General features: G+C 47.2%; 18 protein-coding genes. 12 read left to right on the forward strand and 6 right to left on the reverse strand.

Annotated features, from left to right (window positions below; translation table 11 throughout):
• The first annotated feature begins 52 nt into the window (after positions 1-52).
• The 8 genes from CLV59_RS21345 (at position 53) to CLV59_RS21380 (ending at position 14443) form a co-directional block, all read left to right on the forward strand.
• Positions 53-4117: a hybrid sensor histidine kinase/response regulator transcription factor gene (locus tag CLV59_RS21345; protein ID WP_111594106.1), complete on the forward strand. Its 4065-nt coding sequence runs from the start codon at positions 53-55 to the stop codon at positions 4115-4117.
• A 205-nt stretch (positions 4118-4322) separates the two neighbouring features.
• Positions 4323-7514 carry a SusC/RagA family TonB-linked outer membrane protein gene (locus CLV59_RS21350; protein ID WP_111594107.1) on the forward strand — a complete coding sequence of 1064 codons (3192 nt, stop codon included), beginning with the start codon at positions 4323-4325 and terminating at the stop codon, positions 7512-7514.
• An 18-nt stretch (positions 7515-7532) separates the two neighbouring features.
• Positions 7533-9182, forward strand: a complete 1650-nt coding sequence (locus tag CLV59_RS21355) for a RagB/SusD family nutrient uptake outer membrane protein (RefSeq protein WP_111594108.1) — start codon at positions 7533-7535, stop codon at positions 9180-9182.
• Positions 9183-9199: 17 nt separating this feature from the next.
• On the forward strand, positions 9200-10435 hold the full coding sequence (locus CLV59_RS21360; RefSeq protein ID WP_111594109.1) for a glycan-binding surface protein: 1236 nt from the start codon (positions 9200-9202) through the stop codon (positions 10433-10435).
• A 78-nt stretch (positions 10436-10513) separates the two neighbouring features.
• Positions 10514-12232 carry an alpha-L-arabinofuranosidase gene (locus CLV59_RS21365; protein ID WP_111594110.1) on the forward strand — a complete coding sequence of 573 codons (1719 nt, stop codon included), beginning with the start codon at positions 10514-10516 and terminating at the stop codon, positions 12230-12232.
• Positions 12229-12642, forward strand: a complete 414-nt coding sequence (locus CLV59_RS21370) for an SMI1/KNR4 family protein (RefSeq protein ID WP_146616266.1) — start codon at positions 12229-12231, stop codon at positions 12640-12642. The genes CLV59_RS21365 and CLV59_RS21370 overlap by 4 nt, the downstream gene beginning before the upstream one ends.
• Positions 12643-12689: 47 nt before the next feature.
• Complete coding sequence (locus CLV59_RS21375; RefSeq protein ID WP_170137856.1) at positions 12690-13382, forward strand: GNAT family N-acetyltransferase; 693 nt, start codon at positions 12690-12692, stop codon at positions 13380-13382.
• 509 nt (positions 13383-13891) lie between these two features.
• On the forward strand, positions 13892-14443 hold the full coding sequence (locus CLV59_RS21380) for a ferritin (protein ID WP_111594216.1): 552 nt from the start codon (positions 13892-13894) through the stop codon (positions 14441-14443).
• Positions 14444-14510: 67 nt separating this feature from the next.
• Here the strand turns inward: CLV59_RS21380 and CLV59_RS21385 are convergent, their stop codons facing one another.
• Positions 14511-15404: an NmrA family NAD(P)-binding protein gene (locus CLV59_RS21385; protein ID WP_111594113.1), complete on the reverse strand. Its 894-nt coding sequence runs from the start codon at positions 15402-15404 to the stop codon at positions 14511-14513.
• 86 nt (positions 15405-15490) lie between these two features.
• Here CLV59_RS21385 and CLV59_RS21390 point away from each other — a divergent pair, with 86 nt between their 5' ends.
• On the forward strand, positions 15491-15892 hold the full coding sequence (locus CLV59_RS21390; RefSeq protein WP_111594114.1) for a winged helix-turn-helix transcriptional regulator: 402 nt from the start codon (positions 15491-15493) through the stop codon (positions 15890-15892).
• A 105-nt stretch (positions 15893-15997) separates the two neighbouring features.
• Complete coding sequence (locus CLV59_RS21395; RefSeq protein WP_245950916.1) at positions 15998-17050, forward strand: mechanosensitive ion channel family protein; 1053 nt, start codon at positions 15998-16000, stop codon at positions 17048-17050.
• 78 nt (positions 17051-17128) lie between these two features.
• On the opposite strand, the gene CLV59_RS21400 is transcribed toward CLV59_RS21395, so the two are convergent.
• From CLV59_RS21400 to CLV59_RS21420, 5 genes are all read right to left on the reverse strand, one after another.
• A complete protein-coding gene (locus CLV59_RS21400; RefSeq protein WP_111594115.1) occupies positions 17129-20341 on the reverse strand; it encodes a S41 family peptidase in 3213 nt (1070 codons plus the stop codon).
• Between the two features lie 174 nt (positions 20342-20515).
• Entirely contained in the window at positions 20516-20896 is a 381-nt protein-coding gene (locus CLV59_RS21405) for a YidH family protein (RefSeq protein WP_111594116.1), read from the reverse strand.
• A gap of 103 nt (positions 20897-20999) precedes the next feature.
• Positions 21000-22022 carry an LLM class flavin-dependent oxidoreductase gene (locus CLV59_RS21410; protein ID WP_111594117.1) on the reverse strand — a complete coding sequence of 341 codons (1023 nt, stop codon included), beginning with the start codon at positions 22020-22022 and terminating at the stop codon, positions 21000-21002.
• Positions 22023-22073: 51 nt separating this feature from the next.
• Positions 22074-22532, reverse strand: coding sequence for a DinB family protein (locus CLV59_RS21415; protein ID WP_111594118.1), 459 nt, complete (start codon positions 22530-22532; stop codon positions 22074-22076).
• A 102-nt stretch (positions 22533-22634) separates the two neighbouring features.
• Positions 22635-23945: a class I SAM-dependent methyltransferase gene (locus tag CLV59_RS21420; RefSeq protein ID WP_111594119.1), complete on the reverse strand. Its 1311-nt coding sequence runs from the start codon at positions 23943-23945 to the stop codon at positions 22635-22637.
• Between the two features lie 132 nt (positions 23946-24077).
• On the opposite strand from CLV59_RS21420, the gene CLV59_RS21425 reads away from it, so the two are divergent.
• Both CLV59_RS21425 and CLV59_RS21430 read left to right on the forward strand, forming a co-directional pair.
• A complete protein-coding gene (locus CLV59_RS21425) occupies positions 24078-25625 on the forward strand; it encodes an MFS transporter (protein ID WP_111594120.1) in 1548 nt (515 codons plus the stop codon).
• 81 nt (positions 25626-25706) lie between these two features.
• Positions 25707-26384 (forward strand): ankyrin repeat domain-containing protein, encoded by a 678-nt coding sequence (locus CLV59_RS21430; protein WP_211323999.1) that lies wholly within the window; start codon positions 25707-25709, stop codon positions 26382-26384.
• Positions 26385-26404: the final 20 nt, after the last annotated feature.

Genomic DNA, 26404 nt, shown 5'->3' on the forward strand with positions numbered 1-26404 from the left:
GGAATACATCAATAAATATTATATTAGTAGGGATCTATTGCCAACAAATTCCATGTTAGATAAACGTTTACTGATCCCACTATTGTTGCTGTTCAGCGCGGTTGCCTGTGCACAGGATTTTGTATCCCTGAATGTACGCGATGGCCTCTCCAATAATCAGGTCAACTGTATATTGAAGGATAACAAAGGCTTTATGTGGTTTGGCACCATGAGCGGACTAAACCGCTACGACGGCTCTTCCTGCAAAGTGTTCCGGTTGAATCCGGACGACAGTTCGTCTCTCCCTGATAATTATATACTCACTATTTACGCCGCTCCGGAGAATCAACTTTTTATTCATACCCGCAACGGCGATGTATTTTACAATCCATTACAGGAGAATTTTTTAAAGGGAGACAAATACTTATCTGCCCTCGGTCTTCCCTCCACTGGGCTGAGTTGTATTAAGTCCATCCGGGGCAATTACTGGTTCGCTTATCAGGATGGACGCATCTTCCGCCGGACCCCTTCCGGGAAAATTATACCCATTCTGCATACGGGCACACAGGCTGGCATTACCGATATGTCTTTCACGAAAAGTGGCTACCTACTTACATTCGGCCAGGATGGCGTACTACAGCAGATCGATATTGATTCCAATAAAGTGATCCGCAGTAAAAATCTGTTACCTCGAATGCCGGAGTCTACGCCCTTGGACCTGCGATTGTTTGTAGATAATGAAGATGATATCTGGATGTATATACGCGGAAGAGATTTCGGGGTGATGTATGCCAACGGACAATCCTGGGAAACCCGCTATCTGCGTAGTAAAGACGGTATCCTCAATAATGATATCGTCAACAGTATTGTGCAGGATGACCAATCCCAGATATGGATCGGCACCGATCATGGCGGTATTAATGTGCTGGATAAGAGCACCTTCAAAGCGAGGTTCCTCCTCAATTCCGATGAGGATGTAAAGAGTCTCGCTGAAAATGCCGTCTATGCGCTTTACAAAGATGACCTCGGCATCATCTGGTGTGGTACCTATAAACGCGGCATCAGTTACTATGCGGAAAACATGCGTAGATTCAAACTCTACAATAAAAAATTTAATGAGTCTAACAGCCTGGCTTATAATGATGTAAACTGCTTTGCTGAAGATAAAAAAGGAAACATTTGGATAGGTAGTAATGGCGGCGGATTATTGTTCTTTGACCGGCAATCAAATACCTTCCGGCAATGGAAACACAGCGCTGATCCCGGCAGTATCAGCAATGATGTGATTTTAAGTTTGTATGTAGACGACGATAACAGCGTCTGGATTGGTTACTATTTCGGGGGACTGGATCATTTCCGGAATGGGCAGTTCACCCATTATCATCCGGATGCAGGTAATCCTTTTAGTCTGGCAGATAAGACCGTTTGGAAGATTTACAAAGACAGCCAGCACAATGTATGGATAGGTACTTTAGGAGGTGGACTGGACCGCTTCGATCCGGTGAAAGGCGTGTTCTTCCACAGCAATACCAGTATGCCCAATTCTCTGCATTCCAATTATATCTCCGACATCACCGAAGATAAGTCCGGTAATCTCTGGATAGGCACCGCCTATGGCATTGATATGCTGGACAGGGCAAAAGGGCAGTTCATCCATTATTTGCAGGCCACACATGGACTCAGCAACGACAATGTGAGTACTGTGCATTGCGATATTAACGGGAATATATGGGCGGGCTCCAGAGACGGACTCAGTGTATTCGATGCCGTTAGTCAGCGGTTCCGTACATTCCGCATGGAAGACGGGTTGCCGGATAACAACATTATTGCCGTACTGGATGATGCTGCCGGAAATTTGTGGGTGAGCACCTCTAACGGTTTATCCAAGATTACGCCGAAACAGGAGACAGGGAAAACAGTCACTGCCATCAGTTGCCGCAACTATAATTACAAAGACGGTTTACAAGGGGACGCCTTCAATGTAAATGCAGCGCTGGCACTGGCTACCGGAGAGCTGATTTTTGGCGGAGCCAATGGCTTTAACCTTTTTCATCCCGGAGCAGTGGTCCAAACCCGGCAGGAACCGCCGCTGGTATTTACCAGTCTGCAACTTTTCAACAGAACCATTGCTGTGAACGAACCGCTGCACCATCATGTGATTTTGTCTGTAGCACTGCCGGAAACAAAAGAGATTACACTGAGATATAATGAGAATGATTTTTCGCTCGACTTTGCAGCATTGGACTATCTGAATACGGATAAGAATAAGTATGCCTACCAGTACCTGCTGGAAGGCTTTAATAAGGAATGGCAGACAGCCGATGCCCGGTCTAAACGTATCACCTATACGAATATCAATCCTGGTACCTATACATTGCGACTGAAAGCCCTCAATGATGATGGCGGCCCGAGCTGGCAAGGGATCTCCCTCCGTATTCATATCCTGCCGCCTTTCTGGGCTACCCGCTGGGCTTACCTGGCCTATGTATTGCTGTTGGCCGGCGCCTTACTGTTGCTTAGGAGAATCGTACTGCAACGGGCACATCGCAGGTTTGCGCTGGCGCAGGAACGTAAAGAAGCGCAGCAATTACATGAGCTGGATATATTGAAAATCAAGCTGTTCACAAATTTGAGTCATGAGTTCAGAACGCCTGTTTCCCTCATTCTGGCCCCATTGGATGAAGTCATTAAACATGAGAAAGACCATACATTCCGGCATAAGTTGTATCTCATTCGGCGTAATGCGAAACGGTTACTGAATTTAGTAAATCAACTTATGGATTTCCGTCGGATGGAAATGCATGAACTGAAACTGGACCCGACACCGGGAGATATCATCGACTTTATCCGGGAAGTGGTTTACTCCTTTACTGATCTGGCGGAGCGTAAGCAGATGCAACTGCATTTTCAGACCAATACGGATTTGCTATACACACAATTCGACCATGATAAAATAGAGCGTATTCTTTTTAATCTGCTGTCCAATGCCTTTAAATTCACCCCGGCGGGAGGGAGTATACGTGTATGCGCCGACGTTAGTGGAGACGGAGAGGAGGCCTTGCTGGAGCTGGTTGTAGAAGATACTGGTATTGGAGTGCCGGCAGAAAGACATGAGAAAATTTTCGAGCAGTTCTTTCAGAATGATGTGCCTGGAGGTATTGTGAGTCAGGGTAGTGGGATCGGACTGGCAATTACGCGCGAGTTTGTAAAACTCTGCGGCGGATCGATCAGCATCCGTAGCGAAGCGAACGAAGGCGCTTGCTTTAGCATTCATCTCCCGTTAAAAATATTGGAACAACAAATGCTTCCTGCTACTCCCATAGTTCCGGCAACAGTGGAAATGCCTGTAATGCCTGCACCTATCGCCGCCCCGGTTGAAAAACAGGGAAAAGCTACTGTGCTGTTGGTAGAAGATAATGAGGACTTCCGATTCTATTTAAAGGAGAATATGAAGGAATGGTACTATGTTATTGAAGCTCAAAATGGTATGGAAGGTTGGCAAAAGGCGTTATCGGAGCATCCCGACTTAATCGTCAGTGATATTAATATGCCGTTGATGGATGGAATCACCCTTTGTGCGAAGGTGCGGAACGACAATCGCACCAAACGCATTCCGGTGATATTACTGACTGCCATGGCCGCAGAAGAGGAGCAGCTGAAAGCCCTCGATCATGGCGCCTCCGATTACCTGGTGAAGCCTTTTAATTTTGAAATCATGCTCTCCAGGGTACGAAATGTGCTGGAGCGTAAAGCGCAAACGCCGCTGCTGGTGATTCCTCCGGCAGCAGAAACAGTAGCCACCCTTTCCTCCGATGAGAAGTTCATTCGTAAAGCTTTGGATATAGTAGAACGGAATCTTTCGAATCCTAACTTTTCTGTGGAGGAGTTGAGTCGGGAATTATGTATGAACCGGGTATCGGTATACCGGCGGATATTCTCCATCAGTGGTCAGCCGCCTATTGAGTTTATCCGTCAGGTGCGATTACAGCGCGCTGCACAACTGTTGTCCACCTCTGAGATGAACATTACAGAAGTGGCATATGAGGTAGGATTCAACAACCCGAAGTACTTTTCAAAATATTTTAAAATGGCTTACCATATGCTGCCATCTGCTTACCAGGCGGCCAACCGGAAATAATACTGCAACAGAAGCATCCCTCGCCGTATACATTTGATACCCCTTTGTTGCAACAATTTCGGCATAAGGAATAAACAACCCCGGTACATCGCCTATTGGGCGATGGTATAATTTTATTCCCAGCGTTATGTCAAAAAAATCCACTTATGAACGATTAAGCCAAAATCAAAGAATCGCACATTTCTAATTATTAATTCCTCCACGTATGAAAAAAGCCAGTATAACTGGAAAATCATTCCTTCTGGTATGGTTAGTGGCCTCCTGCATGGCATTCCTGACGCCTGCAGGGGCACAACAGCCCGTTGGAACATCACCCAATGTAACAGGTATCGTTACCACTGCTTCGGGACAGCCCATCCCTGGCGCTTCGGTTTTTGTCAGAGGGACAAAAATCGCCGTAGCCACCGGCTCCGACGGCCACTTCGCTATTGCTGCCACTTCAGGGCAGGTCCTGGTAATTAATTCCATGGGATTTAATCCCAAAGAGGTAAAAGTAACCGGCAACGGCACGCTTACCATCCAGTTGCAGGAAAATGTACAGCAACTGAAAGATGTGATGATAGTAGGGTATGGCGTCATGAAGAAAACAGACCAAAGTAGTGCGCAGGTATCCATTTCATCCGCCGATATCAGCAAGACGGTGAATACAACCATGGATCAGGCTATTCAGGGCCGCGCTGCCGGGGTTTATGTGACGCAGAATTCCGGTCAGCCCGGTGGCGGAATTTCCGTTAATATCCGTGGTATCAGTACCATCAGCGGTACTACAGAACCGCTGTACGTTATCGATGGGGTACAGATTCAACCTACCACGGTGGCTTACGGCAATACCAGTTCCACCAATCCGCTGGCAGGGATTAATCCGGCAGATATTGAATCCATCGATATCCTGCAAGGCCCTTCCGCCACGGCGATTTATGGTTCCCGGGGCACCAATGGCGTAGTACTGGTTACCACCAAAAGAGGTAGCAAAGGCATGAAAGTAGGCTACAGCTTTTTATACACCAACCAGGAAAGACCTGACAGGATTGCTACCATGAATCTTCAGCAGTTCGCCATTATGAATAATGAAATCGCGAAGGAGCTGAACAGAACGCCTACAGCGGAATTTCAGAACCCTGCTGTGTTGGGGCAGGGAACCGACTGGCAGCGGGCCCTCTTCAAAACGGCTCCGATGCAAAAGCATCAACTGACCATCAGTAATAGCAGTAACAATACCGACTATTACCTCTCCGGAGAGTACATGAAGCAGGATGGCGTGGCCATTGGTTCCGATTTTGGTAGATACTCCTTCCGCCTCAACCTGGACAACAGAGCCACTAAATGGCTGAAACTGAGTACCAGTCTTAACTTCTATCAAACCAAAGAAAGGCTTTCCAGTACTTCCGAAGATGTGATCCGCACTGCGCTGCAATTAGCGCCAAATGTTCCGGTCACCAATCCTGATGGTTCCTGGGGTGGAGCTACTACGAATGAATATGGTTCCAATGCGAAGTATGTTCCTGTCAATCCCGTAGCCATCGCTAATCTGGTAGATAATTCGTATAAGCGTACCGGTGGTATGGGCGGAACCTCGCTGGAGATTACCTTTATGCCCGGCCTCATTTTCCGTACCAGCTTCAATGGTAATTTTGAATACTCCGATGGATCTAAATTTACGCCTACCTATCAGCTGGGATATCAACAGAATTCCACCGCTACACTGGCAGTATCCAGCAATAAGAACTTCTTCTGGATACTCAATGAATTAGTGCAATACAATAAAACAATCGGTAAACATGCGCTTGGCGTGATGGCCAGTCACGAAGCGCAGGCTTATAATTACCAGGGCCTCAGCGCTCAACGTTTCGGATTTGCTACCAACAGCCTCCCTTCTCTGAACCTTGGAGATGTAGCCGGCCAAACCACCGGCGCTTCCAAAGGTTCCGGCGCGATGGAATCCTATCTGGCCCGTATCAACTATACGTATGCAGATAAATATATTCTGCAACTGGTTGGCAGGGCAGATGGTTCTTCTAATTTCGGGGAACTGAACCGCTGGGGGTACTTTCCATCCGTGTCAGCTGCATGGCGGGTATCGCAGGAACCATTCATGAAGGCTGTTTCATTCATCAATGATTTGAAAATACGTGCGGAGTATGGAATTACCGGAAACAGCGGTAATGGCAATAAGCAGTTTTCCAATCTCGCCCCAGTGACAACGCCCTTTGGGACAGGCTTTGCCACCTCTCAATATGGAAACGCTAACCTTTGGTGGGAGCCTACACAAACAAAGAATGTTGGTTTTAACCTAAGTATTTTAAATAATCGGGTGCAGATTGAAGGGGATTTCTACGCCAGAAATACCGATAAACTCTTGCTGTATAACCCGCTGCCGGTGTACATGGGCACCCAGTCGGAAGGCGCTATCAGTCCACCTTTTGTGAATATTGGCGCTATGAAGACGAATGGATTTGGCATTACGCTGAATACCGTCAACATACAGCATAAATCAGGCTTCGTTTGGAAATCTAACTTCAATATTTCCAGTTTCAAATCTACTATTACGAAATTCTATTCAGACAAAGCGTTTGTAGACAAGACGCTCTGGAGTATGAATTTCTTCACCCAGCGTTCCGCTGTAGGTCAGGCTCCCTGGCTGTTTTACGGTTATGTAGCAGAAGGCTTGTTTACTTCTGTGGATCAAATCAACAAAAGCGCGGTGCCTGCGCAGGCTGATGGCTCCAGGCTCCCTACTACGAAGGACGGAGGCGTATGGGTGGGCGATATCAAGTACAAGGATCTGAACAACGATGGTATCATTGATTCCAGGGACCAGACATTCATCGGTAATCCATGGCCTAAGTTTACCTATGGTTTCAGCAATACTTTCTCCTACAAAGGATTTGACCTGAACATTCTACTGACAGGCGTTTCCGGTAACCAGATTTTCAACTATGTCCGTTTTGAGAATAGTCAGCCTAATAATATCAATCTTGGCCGTAACCTGATGGTGGATGCATTCGATTATGCCCGTGTTACAAACGATGGCGATAAGTCGGTCATCACAAATGTGGGTACAAAAGTACCACGATTGGTAGCCAACGATGTCAATGGTAACAGTGTACGATTCACCAACAATTATGTGGAAGACGGTTCGTACCTGCGTATCAAGAACATACAGCTGGGATATAACTTTCCTGGGTCTTTGCTGAACATGCAAAATGTAATCAAAGCGCTGCGTATATCCGTTGGCGTTCAGAACCTGGCCACTATTACAAAGTACAAGGGTTTTGATCCGGAAGTAGGCGCCTACATTGGAAAGGAAGTGCAGTTGAATGCGCAGTATATGGGAGTGGATGCCGGTCGTTACCCGCTGACACGCATGTATTCCGCCAGTGTGTCTGTTGATTTTTAACAGCGAAAAAAAATAATTATGACTAAGAGATATCATTCCTTGCTGCTTGCTTTTCCACTGGTCATGCTGTTGCTGGCTGGTTGTAGCAAGTCGTTCTTAAATCGTCCGCCGGAAGATCAGATTGTGGATGCCAATTTCTACCAGACTACCGAACAGGTGATGGCGGGAACTGCGCCGCTGTATAACCTGGTGTGGTTTGCCTATAATGATAAAGCCTCTCATGGCTTAGGCGATGGCCGTGGTGGCGTATTGATGTCGGGTTCCTATCAGGTATCCAATATCCGTATGCAAACCACAGATGTAACGCCGGAAGTATACAGTGCCTGGTCTGCCTTTTACAATGTAGTGGCGCAGTCGAATATGGCGATCAATAATATTTCCAAATATGCGCCTGCGGCGGTTCCTGATAACATCAAGCGATATGGCATTGCAGAGGGGCGTTTTATGCGCGCTGCCGCTTATTACTACCTGGTGATGAACTGGGGGCCGGTTCCACTGATTGAGGATAATTATAAACTATTGACAGACACGAGTCTCTCCCGCAACACGGTTGAATCTGTGTGGCAGTTTATTATACGCGACCTCCGGTATGCGGCAGATAATCTTCCCTCCACGCCTTATCAGAAAGGCCGTATTACCAAATGGTCAGCCGAAGGTATGCTGGCAAGAATGTACCTTACCCGCGCAGGGGTGGGGCAGACGGCGAGTCGCACCCAGACTGACTTAGACAGTGCTGCTTATTTTTCTGCGGACGTCATCAATAATAGCGGGGCGGCATTAATGACCAATTATGAAGACCTCTTCCTGACTGCAAATAATAATAATTCCGAAAGCCTGTTTGCCTTGCAATGGAAATATGATGGGGATTGGGGGACGCAGAATACGGTGCAGGCATTCCTGGCTTATGGTCCTGAAATTACCGGTTTCGGCGATGGATGGGGCGGAGATATCGGCGCATCGCTGGATCAGCTGAAATTGTATTCTCCTAATGATAAGCGGCGTAAGGCCACGTTTATGTATCCTGGCGATCACTATTCCTCTATCCATCAGCAGGTGGATGATCCGGATCATCCTGGGAAAAAGCTGATACAGGAACTGCAGGTGCCCTGGAATTATGTTGGAACTGATCGATATAATACCCGCGCATGGGTCAAGAAGTATGTAGTGGGAAGGCCGGAAGATAATAATGGTAAAGTGACCCAGCAGCATACAGAGATTAATACTTACATGATGCGACTGGCGGAGCTTTATCTGATTTATGCAGAAGCAAAGCTGGGCAATACGGCCGTCACTACAGATGCCACCGCCCTGAAGTATGTGAATGTGCTGCGTAAACGAGCAGGGTTGTTGGATAAAGCGCAGCTCACCTGGGATGATATTTATACAGAGCGCAGATTGGAATTGGCAATGGAAGGACAGGCATGGTACGATTTAGTGAGACTACATTACTACGACCCGCAGAAAGCCCTTGCTATCATCAATGCACAGGATAAAGGCACTTACAGGATAGTGGCCAATGCAGAAAAGAATGCTACGAGCTGGATAGTCACTTCAGATGTGCCCGCCTTTTATCCCGTTACGGAAAGCAATTTCATGTTGCCTTATCCGGCGCAGGAACTGGCGGCAGCGCCAAATTTGCGTAAGCCTCCCGTGCCGTATAAATTCTAACCCTTAAACAAGCAAGTATGATGAACATAAATATAAAATGGCTGCTGGTAGGGTGTTTTCTGGCGCTATCGGTGTTGATGGCCTGTAATAAAAATGGCGATACCGGAGCTCCTCCCATCATAGAGAAAATCACGCTGCTGGATTCCACGTTAAAAGACAGCAGTTTTACCAAAGCGCTGCCTGGCACCTTATTGCTGGTGACGGGGCAAAACCTCAATGGCATGTTGAAGGTTAGCTTCAACGACCAGGCTGCCTATTTCAATCCTGCTTATAGTACCAGTAGGCATTTAATCATTACTATTCCTTCCAATACGCCTACTGAAATCACCAATCCGCAGGTATCCAACAAGATTAAATTTATTACCAGTCATGGTCAGTTGGAGTACAGTTTTATCATCCAGGTGCCGCCGCCGTCTATTGCCACCATCTCCAATGAGAATGCGCTGGCAGGGGATTCCGTTATTATCAATGGTAGTAGCCTTTTCCTGATAGAAAAGCTGTTATTGCCTGGCAACCGGCAGATCACTGATTTTACTACTAATCCGGCGGGTACGCGTATTGGATTTGTGATGCCTGCTATTGGAGATGATACCGGTCGTATTACGATTATCGCGAAGTGGGGAAGTACAATGTCGGACGGACCGATGAACGATCACCAGAGCGGGGATTTGATTAGTAATCTCACCAATGATGGAGAGAGCGGGGAGTTGCCGGTATTCAACTGGGCCTGGTGGGGAGCTGTCAGGAGCAACGATCCTGCGCAATTTCCGGGTACCCGTGGATCTTATCTCCAAAGTATTTTCGGAGGATTGGGCGCCAATGATCCTGCCTGGTGGACCGCCAATCGCGCTGGGAATTTCACTGATGTGAAAATGTTTGGCCCGGAAGTACCCAATATGGAAGCCAGTAAGTATGCCTTGAAATTTGAGATCAATACCAAAGAAGTCTGGACGGCGGGCGTGCTGATATTGCGTTTCAATGATAAATACTGCTATCGCTATATGCCCTGGCAGGCTGCTGTCAATAAACAATTCGATACCAGGAATCAATGGCAGACGGTCACAGTACCTTTGTCTCAGTTTAAATTAACGGATAACGGAATAGAAGGGACAGGCGCATCCGCGTTGATCATGGCGGATGTATTGAAACCGGATGGCTCCGTTGCTTTTGGATATCATTTCATTACAGAAGCAGATCCTGTAGACGTATTCAATGCGGCCTTTGATAACTTCCGCATTGTAAAAATTAAATAGGTGGGTGATAGACGCATAAAAGTGCCGGGTATGTGGTAACACCCGGCCTTTTATCTTTTGATTCAAACAACATCATACATGAGAAAGCTGCTATATATTTTCCTGCTGACGGGGCCGCTGCTGGCTTGTGCAAAGAAAAGCAGTCCTGCGGGCGAGTCAACTAATGGAAACGATACTACGAAAATTATAACTCCTGCCGATCCGGCGGTTGCTGCCACTACTGGTTTTTTCCTGGATGGTTGGCAACCACTGGCGTTCACAGCGCCGGCGGCCAAACCAGGAACTCCTCCATCTACGGCCAGCGTAAATATCACGGTGGATGCAGGTACGGTGATTGCCCGTATTTCGCCTGCCTTATTTGGTAATAACGCCAATCCCTATATGACGCAGATGGTTACGGAACCGATACTGCTGCAGCATATCAGGAATCTTCGCCCGGGAATTATTCGTTTTCCCGGTGGGAATATCAGCAGTGTGTATTTCTGGAATGGAAGTCCGGGACAGCCTCCAGCAGATGCGCCTGCACAATTGAGGGATGCAGATGGAAAAGCGATAGATCCGGGTTATTGGTATGGGAATAACAGTGCCGGCTATACGTTGTCGTTGGCTAACTATTACAATATGTTGTCGCAGACGGGGAATGAAGGTATTATTACCATCAATTATGGATATGCCCGTTACGGACTCGGAGCGGACCCGGTAGCTGCCGCGGCCCATCTGGCGGCCGATTGGGTGCGGTACGACAAAGGAAGAACCCGTTACTGGGAAATAGGGAATGAAAGCAATGGTACCTGGCAGGCGGGTTATCGTATAGCCGTTGCCGATAATAAAGATGGTCAGCCGGAAATCATTACTGGCGATCTGTATGGGCGGCATTTTAAAGTGTTTGCAGATTCCATGCGGAAAGCGGCTGCGGAAACAGGTGCAAAGATTTTCATAGGGGCGCAGTTGCTGGAAAGAGAACCTGCCTCCTGGGCCAATGCCACGGATAAAGGATGGAACAGTAGCGTGCTGGTGCAGGCTGCATCTTCCGCAGATTATTATATTGTACACAGTTACTTTACACCGTATCTCACCAATGCATCCCCAGTAGAAATCCTGGCATCAGGTACTACTGGCCCCGCCGAAATGCTCGCGTATATTGATAAATGTCGCGCTCAGACAGGGGCGGCTGCGAAGCCCATTGCGCTTACGGAATGGAATATTTTCTCTTCCGGCGCTCAGCAAATGGTGTCGCAGGTGGCTGGTGTGCATGCCGTTATTGTGCTGGAAGAGCTGATGCGTCAGCAATTTGGCATGGCCAGCAGATGGGATTTAGCCAATGGCTGGAATAATGGAGACGATCACGGGTTATTCAGTCAGGGGGAAGCGGCCTCCGGAGAATCACGCTGGGCGCCCCGACCCGCATTTTACTATATGTGGTTGCTGCGCAAAACATTGGGAGACCGATGCATTCCTGCCACTGTCAGTGCAGGCAGCGGGGATGTATTGGCATATGCATCTTCCTTTAGTAATGGCGCCATACAGGTCGTATTGGTGAACAAGGGAAATAGCGCAGTAAATGCGGGTGTATCGTTCAGGAATTTTAAGCCGGGAGCAAAGTATTACTGGTACGCCATCAGTGGCGAGAGCTGTGGATTTTCCCGAAAAGTGATCATCAATGGAGAAGGGCCGTCGGGCAGTATTGGTGGGCCGGCCGATTATACCAACGTGAAAGCATATATGGCCGATGCAGGCAATGGGGTTCGGGTTAGTGTACCGGCAATGTCTGTCACGATTTTGCAGATAGGAAAATGAGCAACTGGACAGATGACATGATCGACTATTGGCGTGGCAGGCAGGTACTGCTCAATGAAGGAACGCTGATAGAAATGATAGCAGAGACGGAAAGCCTGATCTGTTATAGGTTTCCTGGAGATTTTAAAGAGCTGTATCTCCAGGCAGATGGTTTTGCTACGCCGGGGGAGGCTGACTGGCCATTTTGTATGTGGTCATTGGAGCGCATCACCAGCGAATATCTTGCGCATCCAACCACTGATTTTATTGGATTTGGAGAATGGATAGATACCCGTACTGTCATAGGCTTTTTGAAATGGAAGTCGGGCGTCTATTTTCAAAAGCAACCACAGATAGCAGTAGCAGGCACTTTCCGGGAAAGTCTTGAACGGATGATAGATAATGAAGGGCAATTGCAGGAGGAATCGTAAATTAGAGGGAGAAGACATAAGGTATTAAGACTTAAAAGATGATCACTATGCAACAGGAACAATTTAGCCCGCTGGACAACCCTGTCTGGCAATCTCTCCAAACCATTCAACGCTACTTTGCTCATGGAACGGAGTCGGTACAACGATATACAGCCGATGTACTGCCGTTTATGGGATATGATCCAGAACAGTTCAACGGACTGGAGGAGCTGGCTCCGTGGATAGCTCCAACGGGAGAAGCTTTGTTTATAGTAGGGGAGCTACCGGTATTACCGGAGAACTGGGAGGTCATCACTGAGCTCGTTTGTAGTCAGATGGTATGTACCTCCAAGCCAGCAGTCATTACGCATCAGGAAGAGGTTATTTTACTTACAGAGGCCCACAGGGAGGAGATGGTGGATTTTGTGAATGAAGGGCAGCCAGGGTATTTTTTAGCGCAGACGCCATCCCTCGGCAACTATTATGGTATTCGAAAGCATGGCAAACTGGTGGCGCTGGCGGGGCAACGTATGCGGATGCCCGGATTGACGGAAGTGAGCGCCGTAGTGACGCACAAAGATCACCGGGGAAAAGGATATGCCGGTATCCTTACCAGGCATGTGTCTCAGGCTATTTTCGATGCCGGAGATATTCCCTTCCTGCATGTAATACATTCGAATCAGGGAGCGATTAATATTTATGAGCGAATAGGTTTTGCGGAGAGAAGGCAAATCTCTTTCTGGAAGATAGCAGTAAAATAAAAAAATAAGGTAGCGTCTTAGACAAGACGCTACCGTTCCTAAGCATAAACAAATTAGCAATCATCAAAACTTTCATGTACACTGTTCCTACTGCGGAAATATGCCGCAGAAAAATGCAGTTAGCAATTTGCGGGAAGTAAGGATGCAGTGGAAAAGATTGTTTTGAAGTAGATATTACCTACTCCTATGCACATCTATCAGTTGTAGAGACCACAACAGGCATCCAGGTTATTCCCGGAAATATACTAGGCTAACCAGTAATAAATTGGTTGATGATGATTTGTTTGCTGCTTAAGATAATAAGGTTTTCTGCCGGTCAGGCTTTGTTCATAACTCTATGATTTTAAAGGGTATGCTGTGCCTACGTCGATATACTAACAGAGAGGTGGTTATAATGTTTACTGGAAAGAGAAAATTTTTTTATTTGTGTTGCAACCTAAATGATTTTTTGATGGCGCCTTTTACTGAACCGTAAAAATGAAATGGTTGTTATCCCTCAAAAAGCCATCATGAATAGAAACCGACTTTCCCAAACATTATTGACGGGGCTGAACAAGCAGATGACACAGGAGGCGCTTGCTGCGCAGACTTACCTGTCTTTTGCCGTATGGGCCGCCGATGAAGGATATAACGGCATTGCCAACTTTCTCTTCCGACATGCAGGAGAGGAGCGTACGCATATGATGAAATTCCTGCAGTACATTATTGAACGGGGTGCGAAACCAGTGATTGAAGCGGTACCGAAGCCACAGTCAGATCCTGAAAATGTGCAGGATTGTTTCGAGCGCATTTTTCAGCAGGAAGTGGGTAATACCAAAGGCGTATATAAACTGGTGAAGATGAGTTTTGAGGAGGAAGATTGGGCTACCTGGCATTTTATGCAATGGTTTGTACAGGAACAAACAGAAGAAGAAGCACTGGCCTTGCACTTGCTGGATAAGATTAAGGTAGCCGGCGGCAAGGATGCTGCAGCGGAAGCCTTATATACACTGGACAGAGACCTGGCACAGTTGCCGGATGAGGTGATGCTGGCCCAGTCCAAAACGACGAGAAATACCTGATAACAATAAATAGTAACGCGCTCTTTTCAGGAACACCTGGAAAGAGCGCGTTGCTGTTTTAGCACTGTTAGTGCTGTGTTACTGGGGCATTAAATCTGGTTGCAAATTCTTTCGCAAAATTTTCCAGTGATACGCCTTGTACTTTAGCGGTTTTGTCATATTCTTCCCAGAGGTATTTGCCGCGAACAGCTACGCCTATTTCCACGAAACGACCGGCCATTTCCTCAGAGAAGCCATTCCCCAGCAGTACATTTTTTACCGCATCATCCTCGAAAGGAACCCATGGGAGTGCAGGTATGCCTATTGCTTTACCCAGGATGCTGGCAATTTCTCCTGCACTGCGTTCGTCGCTGACAACATAACGTATATCCGTTCCCGTAGCTGGACGCAGTAATTCTTCCCCCGCTGCGGCAGCAATATCATTCGGATGTACCATTATCAGTCTGCTATCTGCAGGATAGTTATTACCGATGATACCGCCTTGCTGGATCATTGGAATATTGCCAAAGAAATTATTGTAGAAGAAAGCAGCTCGCAGGAAGGTAATAGCGGTCCCTTTTACTTCGCGGAGGATCTTTTCTACCTGGTGAATACCGGCGATCGGTCCGTTTGCTTCACTGAGATGGGCGCCCATACTGCTCAGTACTACGGCTCTTTTAACGCCTGTCTGCTGTAATGCCGCTGCATAGTTGTGGGCAATGGCAGATACATATCCAATATAATCTTCTGTTTTCAGATTAGGAGGGACCATCAGGTAGGCTGCATCTGCCCCTGCGAAGGTCTGGAGCAGGAAATCCTGGTCGTCAAGGGAACCTATGGCGGGAGTAGCCCCTAAAGCGGCTATTTCAGTGGATTTTGTAGGGTTACTGCTGATAATACTTACCTGATGACCTTGCGCCAGTAAAGATACTGCTAATGGTTTGCTGACGTTTCCTATTGAACCTGTGATGATGATTTTCATATGTTTCGTTTTTTGTGTTATTTTGTTGAAGCAAAGGTATCCCGAGGGGTACTTCTGAACAATAACTTACCCTAAAGTAGGTACCCATGACAGCGATAAAAGAAAACTCCACCATACAGGAAAACAAGCAGTTAGCCTTCGCGCGTTGCCCCCTTACATTTGTGATGGAGAAAATTGGGGGTTACTGGAAAGTCAATATCCTCTTTAAGTTACTGGATGGCCCTAAACGTTATAGTGAAATCAAGCGAGTACTTCCTGGTATTTCAGAAAAAGTATTGATGCAACAATTGCGGCAGCTGGAGGCAGATCATCTGATTCATAGAGAGGCCAAACCGGTGATGCCCCCTGTAGTTACCTATTCGCTCACGGAGTCCGGAGAGGCATTGCGGCCGGTACTTTTTGCAATGGCGGAATGGGCATTGGGCGCTGGTGGCTACAACGAAATCTATGTGGAGAATCGCCGTGATATGGAGAATTTTCCGTTATAACTACTACTCCCTGATATTAAAATCCGGTAAGAATCGGATATTTTGGCCTGTAACGGCACCATCTTTGTGCCTCAGGCAGGCATGTGGAATAAATTTATAGAAAATGTGGACCACCTGCCTAGTTTCCTATGGAACCTTCTACTGGCAGGTATAGCAGTGTTAGTAGGACTGCTGATCAAATGGTTGTTGTCGTATTTCATTCGACGTTCTGTACGAAAAAGCAACGAATTCTCCCTGGTTAAGAGTATCTTAATGCGTGTGGGCAAGGCCTTCAATTATTTTATGCCCATACTGTTGCTCAACATGAGTATTCCGCTTATGCGCATGCAGCCCAAGTACCAGGAAATGCTATCCAGAGTGGCGGAAATTGCGCTCACGATTGCTTTTGCTGCTATGATCATTGGGGTGGTGCATGTTATGGAGGATTACTTTTACAGTACCTACGATCTGAAGAAATCCAATAACCTGAAGGAAAGGAAAATCAGAACGCAGTTACAGTTTATTCGTAAACTACTGATTGGTATCATCCTCATTGTGACGGCTTGTATTATTCTCCTCAGCTTCGACAGTATGCGCAAACTGGGCGCCGGATTGCTCACTGGTGTGGGTGTTGGCGGTATCATTATTGGTTTCGCAGCACAGAAATCGCTGGGTAATCTGCTGGCAGGATTTCAACTGGCCTTTACACAGCCTATTCGTATTGATGATGTGCTGGTTGTGGAAGGAGAGTGGGGACGTGTGGAAGAAATTACCCTCACCTATGTGGTATTAAGCATTTGGGACCAGCGAAAATTAATATTGCCTATTAATTATTTTATTGAGAAGCCTTTCCAGAACTGGACCCGCAATAGTTCGGAAATATTGGGGACCGCCTTCCTCTACCTGGATTATACGGCTCCTCTGGAAGAACTGAGGGTAGAATTTGACCGGTTGGTTACTACTTCGCCGTTATGGGATAAAAGAGTAAAAGTGATGCAGGTAACAAATATATCTGAACGAACGATGGAAGTGCGTTGCCTGATCAGCGCTGCAAACTCCGGGAATGCATTTGATCTCCGTTGTTTGCTCAGAGAAAAAATGTTGCAGTTTATACAGGAAAAGTATCCGGAAAGTTTGCCTAAAACCCGTGCGGAGCTGGAGAAACAGCAGCAGGCATAAGTATTCATCTACCTAAATAAATAAAAAACGGATGTCTCGAACTGGAGACATCCGTTTTGATGTATAGTAACTGATTTATTATTTCAGTTCTGCCAGCATTTCTTTTACTGCGGCTTCGATTTGTGTATCATGCCCGTTGAGGAAATCTTCATAGCGCAGTGGTACCTTGATATCTGGTTCCAATTGTATGTTCTCATTAGGTCTGCCTTCATGGCCAATATTACCCACCATCGGAATACCAAATACGAGGGTAGGATCTATCTGCGTTTCCCACCATACCGCTGTACCTGTACCAGGGATAGGCATTCCAATGACTTTACCCAGTTTATCCTGTTTGTATACATATGGGAACGTATAGGCGTCACTGTAATTGCCTTCATTGGCCACAACACAGCTGATACCATGCCAGCGCATCATAGGTTCGCCGCCTTTCACTTTATTACCTTGTGGCGCGAATTCCAGGTATTTCTTAGCGCTGAGGAAAGTATGTAAATCATCGTGGAGCCAGCCGCCGCCATTGAAACGCGTGTCTACAATTAACGCATCTCTGTCGCGGTACCTGCCCATAGCATCTTCTACAACAGTACGATAGCTGGCATCATCCATGGCACGTACATGCACATACGCCACGCGGCCGTTACTCATGCTATCTACCAGGTGGCGCATCTTGTTTAACCAGCGGTTATACATCAGCTCGCGTTCTGCCGCCGGAGATACAGGTTTTACCACTTCTTCGGTGGAAGTTTTACTACCCGCATTATGGAAACTCACCAATATATTCTGATTCGTTTTACGATTCAGTAAAGCGGCCCAATCCTGACGGTTGCTGACATTGACGCCATCTATTTTATCAATGATATCGCCTGTTTTCAGTTTGCTGGCAGCATTGTCGAATGGCCCGCCATCCATGATGGCAGTCACTTTCAGTCCTTCGGATTTATCGCTTTCGTCGTATAGGAGTCCCAGTGAGGCGGTGATATCAGGATTATTGAATATCGGTTTGTAGTAACCGCCGGTGTGAGAGCAGTTTAATTCTCCCAGTAATTCGCTGAGTAACTCTGCGAAATCGTAGTTATTGCTGATATGCGGGAGGAAACGCGCATAGTTATCGCGGTACATTTTCCAGTCGATGCCCCTGATGGTAGGATCATAGAACTTGGCGATTACTTGTTTCCAGGCATGTTGGAAGATATATTCTCTTTCTTTGGCAGACTGCAATACGATATCAGATCCGATATTGACAGGTGTAATTTTACCGCTGTTGGCATCTACTTTCACTACGCCGCCGCGGTTACTCACAAACAGGGTATTGCCATCTTTGCTAATTTCGATATCGCCGGGAGTGCCGCCTAATTTGGCGAGAATTTTTGTGTCGCCGGTGCGGGGTTCCGTTACCCAGAGATCATACCCATTTTCGAAGGCAGCCATATAGTAAACTTTGCTGACGTCTTTATTGGCGGCAAAATCACTGATGCTGGCGCTATTCACTGTCAGCTTCACTCTGCGGAGATCCAGGTGTGTAAAATCAGGCTGGAAAGGCGCTTTTGTCTTTGTGGAATCAGTGTCTTTGGCGGGTTTCTCTTTTGCGGCGTCGGTACCTGCCAGCAGGTTGAATTCATCTTTGGAGAGCTTAAAGCGGTCGAATGCGGCTTTATCCAGGAAAGTGGCATATACATCCGATTCTGCTAATCCCTGTATAGCCAGTGGTCTGCGACCATCACGAACGCTCAGGAACAGCAGCATTTTACCATCTGCAGACCATTTCAGGTTATCTTCTCCGAAAGCGCCATTCATAGGGTAAATGGGGGCGGATTGTCCATCTGCCGCGATAATGGCGGCGTTCTTAATAATCATCCAGCCTTTCTGATCATCGGATACCAGCCATTTGCTGTCCGGGCTCCAGGAGAAGTTCATGTCGCCGTCGGCGTAGGAATGGTTCCTGCCGGCGGGGATGATGGTACGACTTTTCCCGGAAGCGATGTTATATACTTTCAGCACATTCCTGTTTTCCAGGTAGGCGATTTCCTTGCCATCAGGGGAATACAGCGGTTGGAACTCCTCTGCGTCGGTGGCGATTACCGGTTCTTCTTTCAATAGAGTAGCGTTGAAGAAATAGGGCTCTTCCGCGCGCACTTTACTGGTTTGCATGATATCCCAGCTGCCATTCCTTTCGGCGGCGTATATCAGGTTTTTCCCGTCTGGGGACCAGCTCACCATGCGTTCCTGCTGAGGCGTATTGGTAATGCGTTTGGTCATATTGCCTTCCACACTGGTCACGAATACTTCCCCTCTTGCAACAAAGGCCATTTCTTTCCCGTTGGGACTGATCGCGAAAGACGTGATATTTCCATTCACCGGGAGGTTGCTGGAATTGACGGTTCTTTCGTCGTTGCCAATGCTTACTGTCAGCTTGCGTGGCTGTTCGCCTGGCTTCAGCGTATATATTTCACCGTTATAGGTAAAGCAGAGGGTGTTGTTATCTGCGCGAGACAGGTCTCTTACCGGATGGGTGTTGAAATCTGTCAGTTGTTCGACTTTAGAAGGCGCCGTAGCAGACGATTTGAACAGGTTGATGGATTTGCCATTTCTTTCGCTCAGGTAGTATACCTCATTATCGTTTCCCCAAACAGGGCTGAGGTCCTCCCCTTCGTAATCCGAAATTTGTGTATAGGTATTTTTTTGCAGGTCCATTACCCAGATATCGCGGGTGATGGAAGACACATGATGCTTACGCATAGGGTCTTCCAGGCCTTTTAGATCCTGGAAAACGAGTTTATCGCCGGTCTTGTTGAACTTTGCGCGATCCGCGCCGGCAGCGCTGAGCAGGGTGGATTTCCCTCCGGTAACGGGCACGGTGTACATATTCCTGAAAGCGCGATATGGAAAGCGGATACTGTTGGCAGGCGCATTTCGAACGCTACCGAAGAGTACCTGTTTATTATCAGCCGAAAAATCGTAAGGATAGTCCGCTGCGCTGTTCTCGGTGAGTCGTACCGGAGAACCGCCGGCAGCAGGCATTACAAATACATCGAAGTTGCCGTATCTGTCGCTGGCAAAGGCGATCCATTTTCCGTCATGACTCCAGACTGGCATCATATCATGCGCTTCGTGGATAGTGAGGGGAGTGGCGGTACCGCCCTGTGCATCTACCTTGTAGATATCTCCTTTGTATCCGAATGCGATAGATTTCCCGTCGGGGGAGATGGCTGGATTGCGCAGCCATAATGCGGTTTCCTGGGCATAGGTAGCAGTACTTAGTAGTATAGCAGCTCCAGTAATTAATTTTCTCATTGGTTGATAAAGACTTTAGTTCGCTTGTAGCCGATCCTAAAAGTAAATGAAATTTAGGGAAATTCTATCGGTGAGATAGGAGAATATGGAAAGATGGATGGCACGTGTCTCCCGGAAAAATAAAAAACGGATGACTCCTTTTAGAAGGCATCCGTTTGGGAATAAATTATTGTATCAGGAGATACTGTCTACCAGGTAGAGGATCAGGAAAACGCTCATCAGCAGTATAAAAATGGTCAATAGCGTCAGTAAAGAGGCGCTGTGGATGTAACTACCTGTTTCGAGCATCTTCTTTACTTTCAGGTATCTGCCATAGGAAAGCAGGGCGGTCATCATGCCGACAGCCACCAGTATGATGCCGGCAATGCCTGAATAGCCTTTGTTGGGTACGGCAAGATTCTTTCCCAGCACGAGGGAGATCTGTTTTACGAACAGGGAGAATTTCACTACCACAAAACCGAAGGCCATAATGCCGATGGCGGTTCTGATCCAGGCCAGGAAAGTTCTTTCGTTGGCAAGATGATCTGTAGGACCGCCAGGTTTACCATTTTCCATATTCCTCGAATTGAATGTCAGAATATTAGTTGTTTTACTGGTTTAGGGAGACACGCGTCCTCTTTTCGTATGCGCTTACACGTTAGTATTGCGGAAGGGCGTATTAACGCAATAAGGGCACAATGTCTTTTCCAATCAGGCTGATGGAGTTCATTAGTTTTTCATGCGCCAGGTTAGCATTGTCCATTTGGAAAGTGAGTCTGGATATTCCTCCGAGCGCTTCGCTGTGTCGGAGAATTTTCTCCGCCACTTCCTGTGGACTTCCTACCAGCAAAGCGCCTGTGGGGCCTGTCTGGGCTTCAAACTGACCGCGTGTTACCGGGCCCCAACCTCTTTCCTTTCCAATTTTGGTAAAGGTTTCTGCATAGCCTGGGAAAAACTCGTCCCTGGCTTGCTGGGAGGTGGCAGCAATATATCCCAGTGAATGCAGGCCTACGGTTAATTTCTCCGGGGCATGTCCGGCTTTTTGGCCAGCTTCCCGGTAGATATCGATCAGTGGCTTGAAACGATGGGTTTCTCCTCCGATAATGGCCACCATCAGCGGTAATCCGAGGGCGCCTGCGCGGGCAAAAGATTGTGGCGTACCGCCTACGCCCAGCCATATCGGCAATGGGTCCTGTACAGGACGGGGATAGATGGCAATATTATTCAGCGGCGCTCTGAACTTTCCTTTCCATTGAACCGATTCCTGATCGCGGATTTGGAGGAGGAGGTTCAGTTTCTCTATGAAGAGCTCATCATAATCTTGCAGGTTGAAACCGAAGAGGGGATAGGCTTCCACAAAAGAGCCGCGACCCGCCACTATTTCCGCGCGTCCTCCTGAAATAATATCCAGAGTGGCGAAATTCTGGAATACGCGTACCGGATCAGCCGCACTCAGCACGGTAACGGCGCTGGTAAGACGGATCTGTTTGGTACGGGCAGCGGCAGCCGCCAGAATCATAGTGGGAGCGGAGTCCAGGAATTCCTTCCGGTGATGTTCTCCGATCCCGAAAACATGTAATCCTGCCTGATCTGCCAGGTCGATGCGACGCAGCAGATTTTCCATTTCCCGCATATCGGCGGCGGGATCATGCTGTCCACTCTGTGATTTGGTGGCAGCGAAACTGTCTATTCCTACTTCCATAGTATGTCCGGTTGTCTATAATCAGACATTCAAACTACGAAATATGTTCTGTTAGCCGATAAATTTTCTGATGCGATTGATGGCGCTGGCATGCAAACCGTGATGGAAAGCGGAAAAGGCAATGGCTTCATCCAGGCTGGTAACAGGGCCGCCCACTAATGGCGTCCAGGTGTTATATTCACTGAACATGCCGGTGTTATAATCAGCCACGAAATCATCTATGGGCTGAATCATAAAATTTTTGACCTGTTGGATGGTCGCTGCATCGTAAGGTTGTTCTGGCTTGGTACCACGACGGAAAGTGTCGATGAATGGTTTGTCGATTCGTAAAGGATGATTACTGGCCATATACCAGATCTGCTGGTCGGAGGCAATGAGATGGCCCAGGTTCCAGAGAATGTTGTTGTTAAATCCTTCCGGCACCTGGTTTAGTTGTTCTTCGCTATAGGTATCGAAGAGTTGCAGGGCCTGACTGCGAAAATTACGGATAATCGTGATAGCATGTTTCATGGTGGAAAATGAGGTTTTAATATGCCTGCAAAGAAATAGTATTGCCGGCAGGGCTAAAAGTTATGCACTGCCAATTTATGAACTAAAACGGACATAATAAAACTAGGGTAGTTCCACAATGAAAACGTACCACATGGTATTATTTACCGGAAAAGCGTGCATGCTATACCGGTAGCTGAGGGTTTGCAACATACTGAGTACTGGCGCAATAGGCGCGAAGGAAGCCCAGCTGAAATAGAGTTGCCCATCCGGGAGTAAATATTCCTTTGCTTCCGCGAGGAAACGTTGCAGCAGCACTACGGGAGAATTATTTCCCTGCCAGATATCTTCAAGGATAGGCAGGTTGCCAAAGATGTAATCGTATTTTCCACTGATATTATCGAAGAGATCAGATTGGACGGTGGTGATCTTGTCTTCCAAATGATGCACGGTGATATTCATCATGGTGTTGGATACCGCTTTGGCGCTGATATCTGCGGCCACCACTTTTGCTGCGCCCTGTTTCCCGGCGAGTATACTCAGGATACCAGAGCCGCAACCAATATCCAGCACGGATTTTTCCTGCATATCCGGTAGGAAATTCAGCAGAAAAGGCGTGGAGCGGGTAAGTTGTTCATCCGGAGAAAATACGCCATCCCATACAGATAATCGTATATCCCTTACCGGTATCTCATAGTCAGGATGATCGAGGAGATAACGCCATGGCGCAAATTTCCTGCGGCAGACAATCACTTTCTGATATACTTTGAAAGGTTGTCCGTTTAAGGTTTGCTTCAGATAGTTGATAATACTGTGTTTATGCAGACTATAAGGCACCGGGTATTGATCGAAGAATAAGGACAGCGACTGATACAGCGTATCGTAGTCTTCATAATGAATGGCTGCCGGAATGGTAAATGTAATATGCGGAATACCGGTTAGCGCGTTGGCAATCTGCGGATAGGTAGGATGATAATCCCGTTGGATATTCTGATAGAAGAATTCTTTCAGTGGACCATAGTCTTCTTCCTGGCCATTCACCACAATAATGAGGATACCGTTTGGCGTCAGGCATTCCAGCATTTTATCGATGGCATTGCGTTTTTGTTGCAGGTAATAAAATACATGCGAAGCGATGATCACATCGAATTTTTTCTCTAGTTGCACATCTTCCCAGGCGCTGGTAATGAGCGTTACATTATCTGGCAGTTGGAGTTTTTCGGTATCTTTTTCCACGATGGTATACTCCTGGAAGAGATGGCGCAAATTCCGGGAGAAAACAGGATCGGTGCCTACGCCTATTTCCAGGCACGACTGCCAGGATTCCTGACCGATAATTTTCAGGATACTATTGATGATCACCGTTTTTTCATCTGACTGATGAAGAAACTGGTTGAAATTATCATGGTTGAAGGACATGGAATCTGTAGCCATATAGCAATTAGTTTTGCTATAAATTACTGCATTACACTGCTTTACTTTTTCACAGGAAATATTTTCGGGAGATGCGTGTCGCCCAGAAACAATTTTTCTATTTTAATGTTTGAACTCAGTAAATGCTCCTTCATGAAACCTGTTGCCTTACACAGCGTACCTGGCAGATGGATAATGATTACCACCATTCTTGCTTCCACCATGGCTTTCATAGACGGTACTGCGCTAAATGTGGTGCTGCCTGCATTACAAAGGGGATTGAAAGCCTCTGCAGCAGAACTGTTTTGGGTATTGAACGGGTATATGCTGATGCTGGCTTCGTTAATCCTGATAGGTGGCGCATTGGGCGATAAGCTGGGGCGGAAGAAAATATTCACCCTTGGAATTGCCATATTTATTACCGGGTCGGCTGCATGCGGACTCGCCTCATCAGCGGGAATGCTGATAGCCTGCAGGGTGATACAGGGCATAGGCGGCGCTTTCATGATTCCCGGGAGTTTGGCCATTATCAGCGCCAGTATACAGCAGGATGAAAGAGGGAAGGCCATTGGTACCTGGTCTGCCTTTACCACCTTTGTCACTATGGGCGGTCCTTTACTGGGCGGGGCGCTGGCAGATGCCGGTCTCTGGCGGGGAATATTTTTTATTAATGTACCTATTGGTATTGCCGTCTTATTCTTTTTGCATAAACATGTGGCGGAAACGAGGGATGAAAGCGCCGTGGATCATCGGCCCGATTATCTGGGAGCCGTATTTATAGCATGCGGACTCGCAGCGCTTACTTTTGGCTTTCTGCGGATGCCGCAGGCAGGATGGAACGCTGTCTCCGTATATGGATCACTGTTAGCAGGCATTATTTTACTCATTGCATTTATTATCCGGGAGGCTACTTATCAGCATCCGATGATGTCGCTGCATTTGTTTAAGAACCGCATTTTTGCAGGGGCGAATCTGCTGAGTTTATTTCTCTATGCCGGATTGGGTGGCGGGATGTTGTTTCTGGGACTTAATCTGGTACAAGTTCAGGGTTATACGCAATTGGAATCCGGGTTTACTTTTCTGCCTTTTTCCTTGCTGATGATTTCTTTGTCCAGATGGATGGGCGCTATGGCGGATAAACACGGGCCCCGGTTTTTCCTGGTCACAGGGCCACTGGTGGCGGGAGTAGGTCTTTTCATTTTATCTGCTATTCAACAGACGGGCGGATTTAGGGAATACTGGACCACTTATTTTCCGGGTATACTGGTATTTGGGTTAGGGATGTCTATTACGGTGTCTCCGTTGACTGCAGCGGTGATGGGCGCTGTTAGTCAGCAGCAGTCAGGCACCGCTTCCGGAGTGAACAATGCCGTAACGAGGATTGCCAGTGTGTTTGCCACGGCCATATTTGGCGCGTTGGCGGTGTTGTTTTTTTCTACTGCTATTCAACATTACGTATATACTTTACCGTTATCGCCTGCGGATCAGGAGGCGGTGGTATTGCAGGCCAGGAATTTAGGTGATGCCGCTGTGCCTGCACAGATTCCGGCGGCCTATCATAAAGTCATTGCAGCAAACTACCATGCCGCCTTTATCCAGGCTTATGAACGAATTATGAAATTATGCGGGGGGCTGGGCCTGCTCGCAAGTGTGATGGCTTTGATATTTATACCCAAAGGTCGGTTACAAACGGACCAGTGATGAAAAGTACCATCATTTGAATGGTAAGTACCTTTTTGCCCCGGGGGACTGCCGTAATTTTACATGGTAAAAATTGCAGGCATGATCTCTTTCAAATCAGCTTTTCTATTGCTGTTTTCAATTTCCTGGATGATGACTGCCTGTGCGCAGGATAAAAATAAAAGTGTCATGAGTGCTACCTTATTCCAGGCTGCTGCAAAAAATGATACGGTCGTGATGAAACAGTTGCTGGAAAAGCATCCGGCGCTGAATGTCCGCGATGAGCGGCAACGTACGCCGCTGATGGTGGCCACGTATCATCATCATACCGCAGTAGCCGCACAACTAATCAAAGCGGGAGCAGACGTAAATGCACAGGATCATATGCTGAACAGTCCTTTCCTGTATGCAGGGGCGGAAGGTTACCTGGATATACTGGAGTTATGTCTGGCTGCCGGTGCGCGTTATGATGTATTCAATCGCTATGGCGGAAGCGCTTTGATTCCTGCTTGTGAAAGAGGGCATGTGGAAGTAGTGCGTACCTTATTAAAGGATAAATTATTCCCGGTTGACCATATAAATAATCTTGGCTGGACAGGCTTATTAGAAGCGATTATCCTCAGTGATGGAGGCTCCAGGCATCAGCAGATAGTGCAGATATTAGTGGATGCAGGTTGCAATGTGCATCTAGCAGATAAGGATGGGGTGACACCGCTGATGCATGCGAAACAGAGAGGGTTTACAAAAATCGCGGAGATATTGGAGAAAGCGGGGGCTTAAGCTTGTTTTTGCTTTGAGAT

Origin of the sequence: Chitinophaga dinghuensis (assembly GCF_003259435.1) — a bacterium.
Lineage (GTDB): Bacteria > Bacteroidota > Bacteroidia > Chitinophagales > Chitinophagaceae > Chitinophaga > Chitinophaga dinghuensis.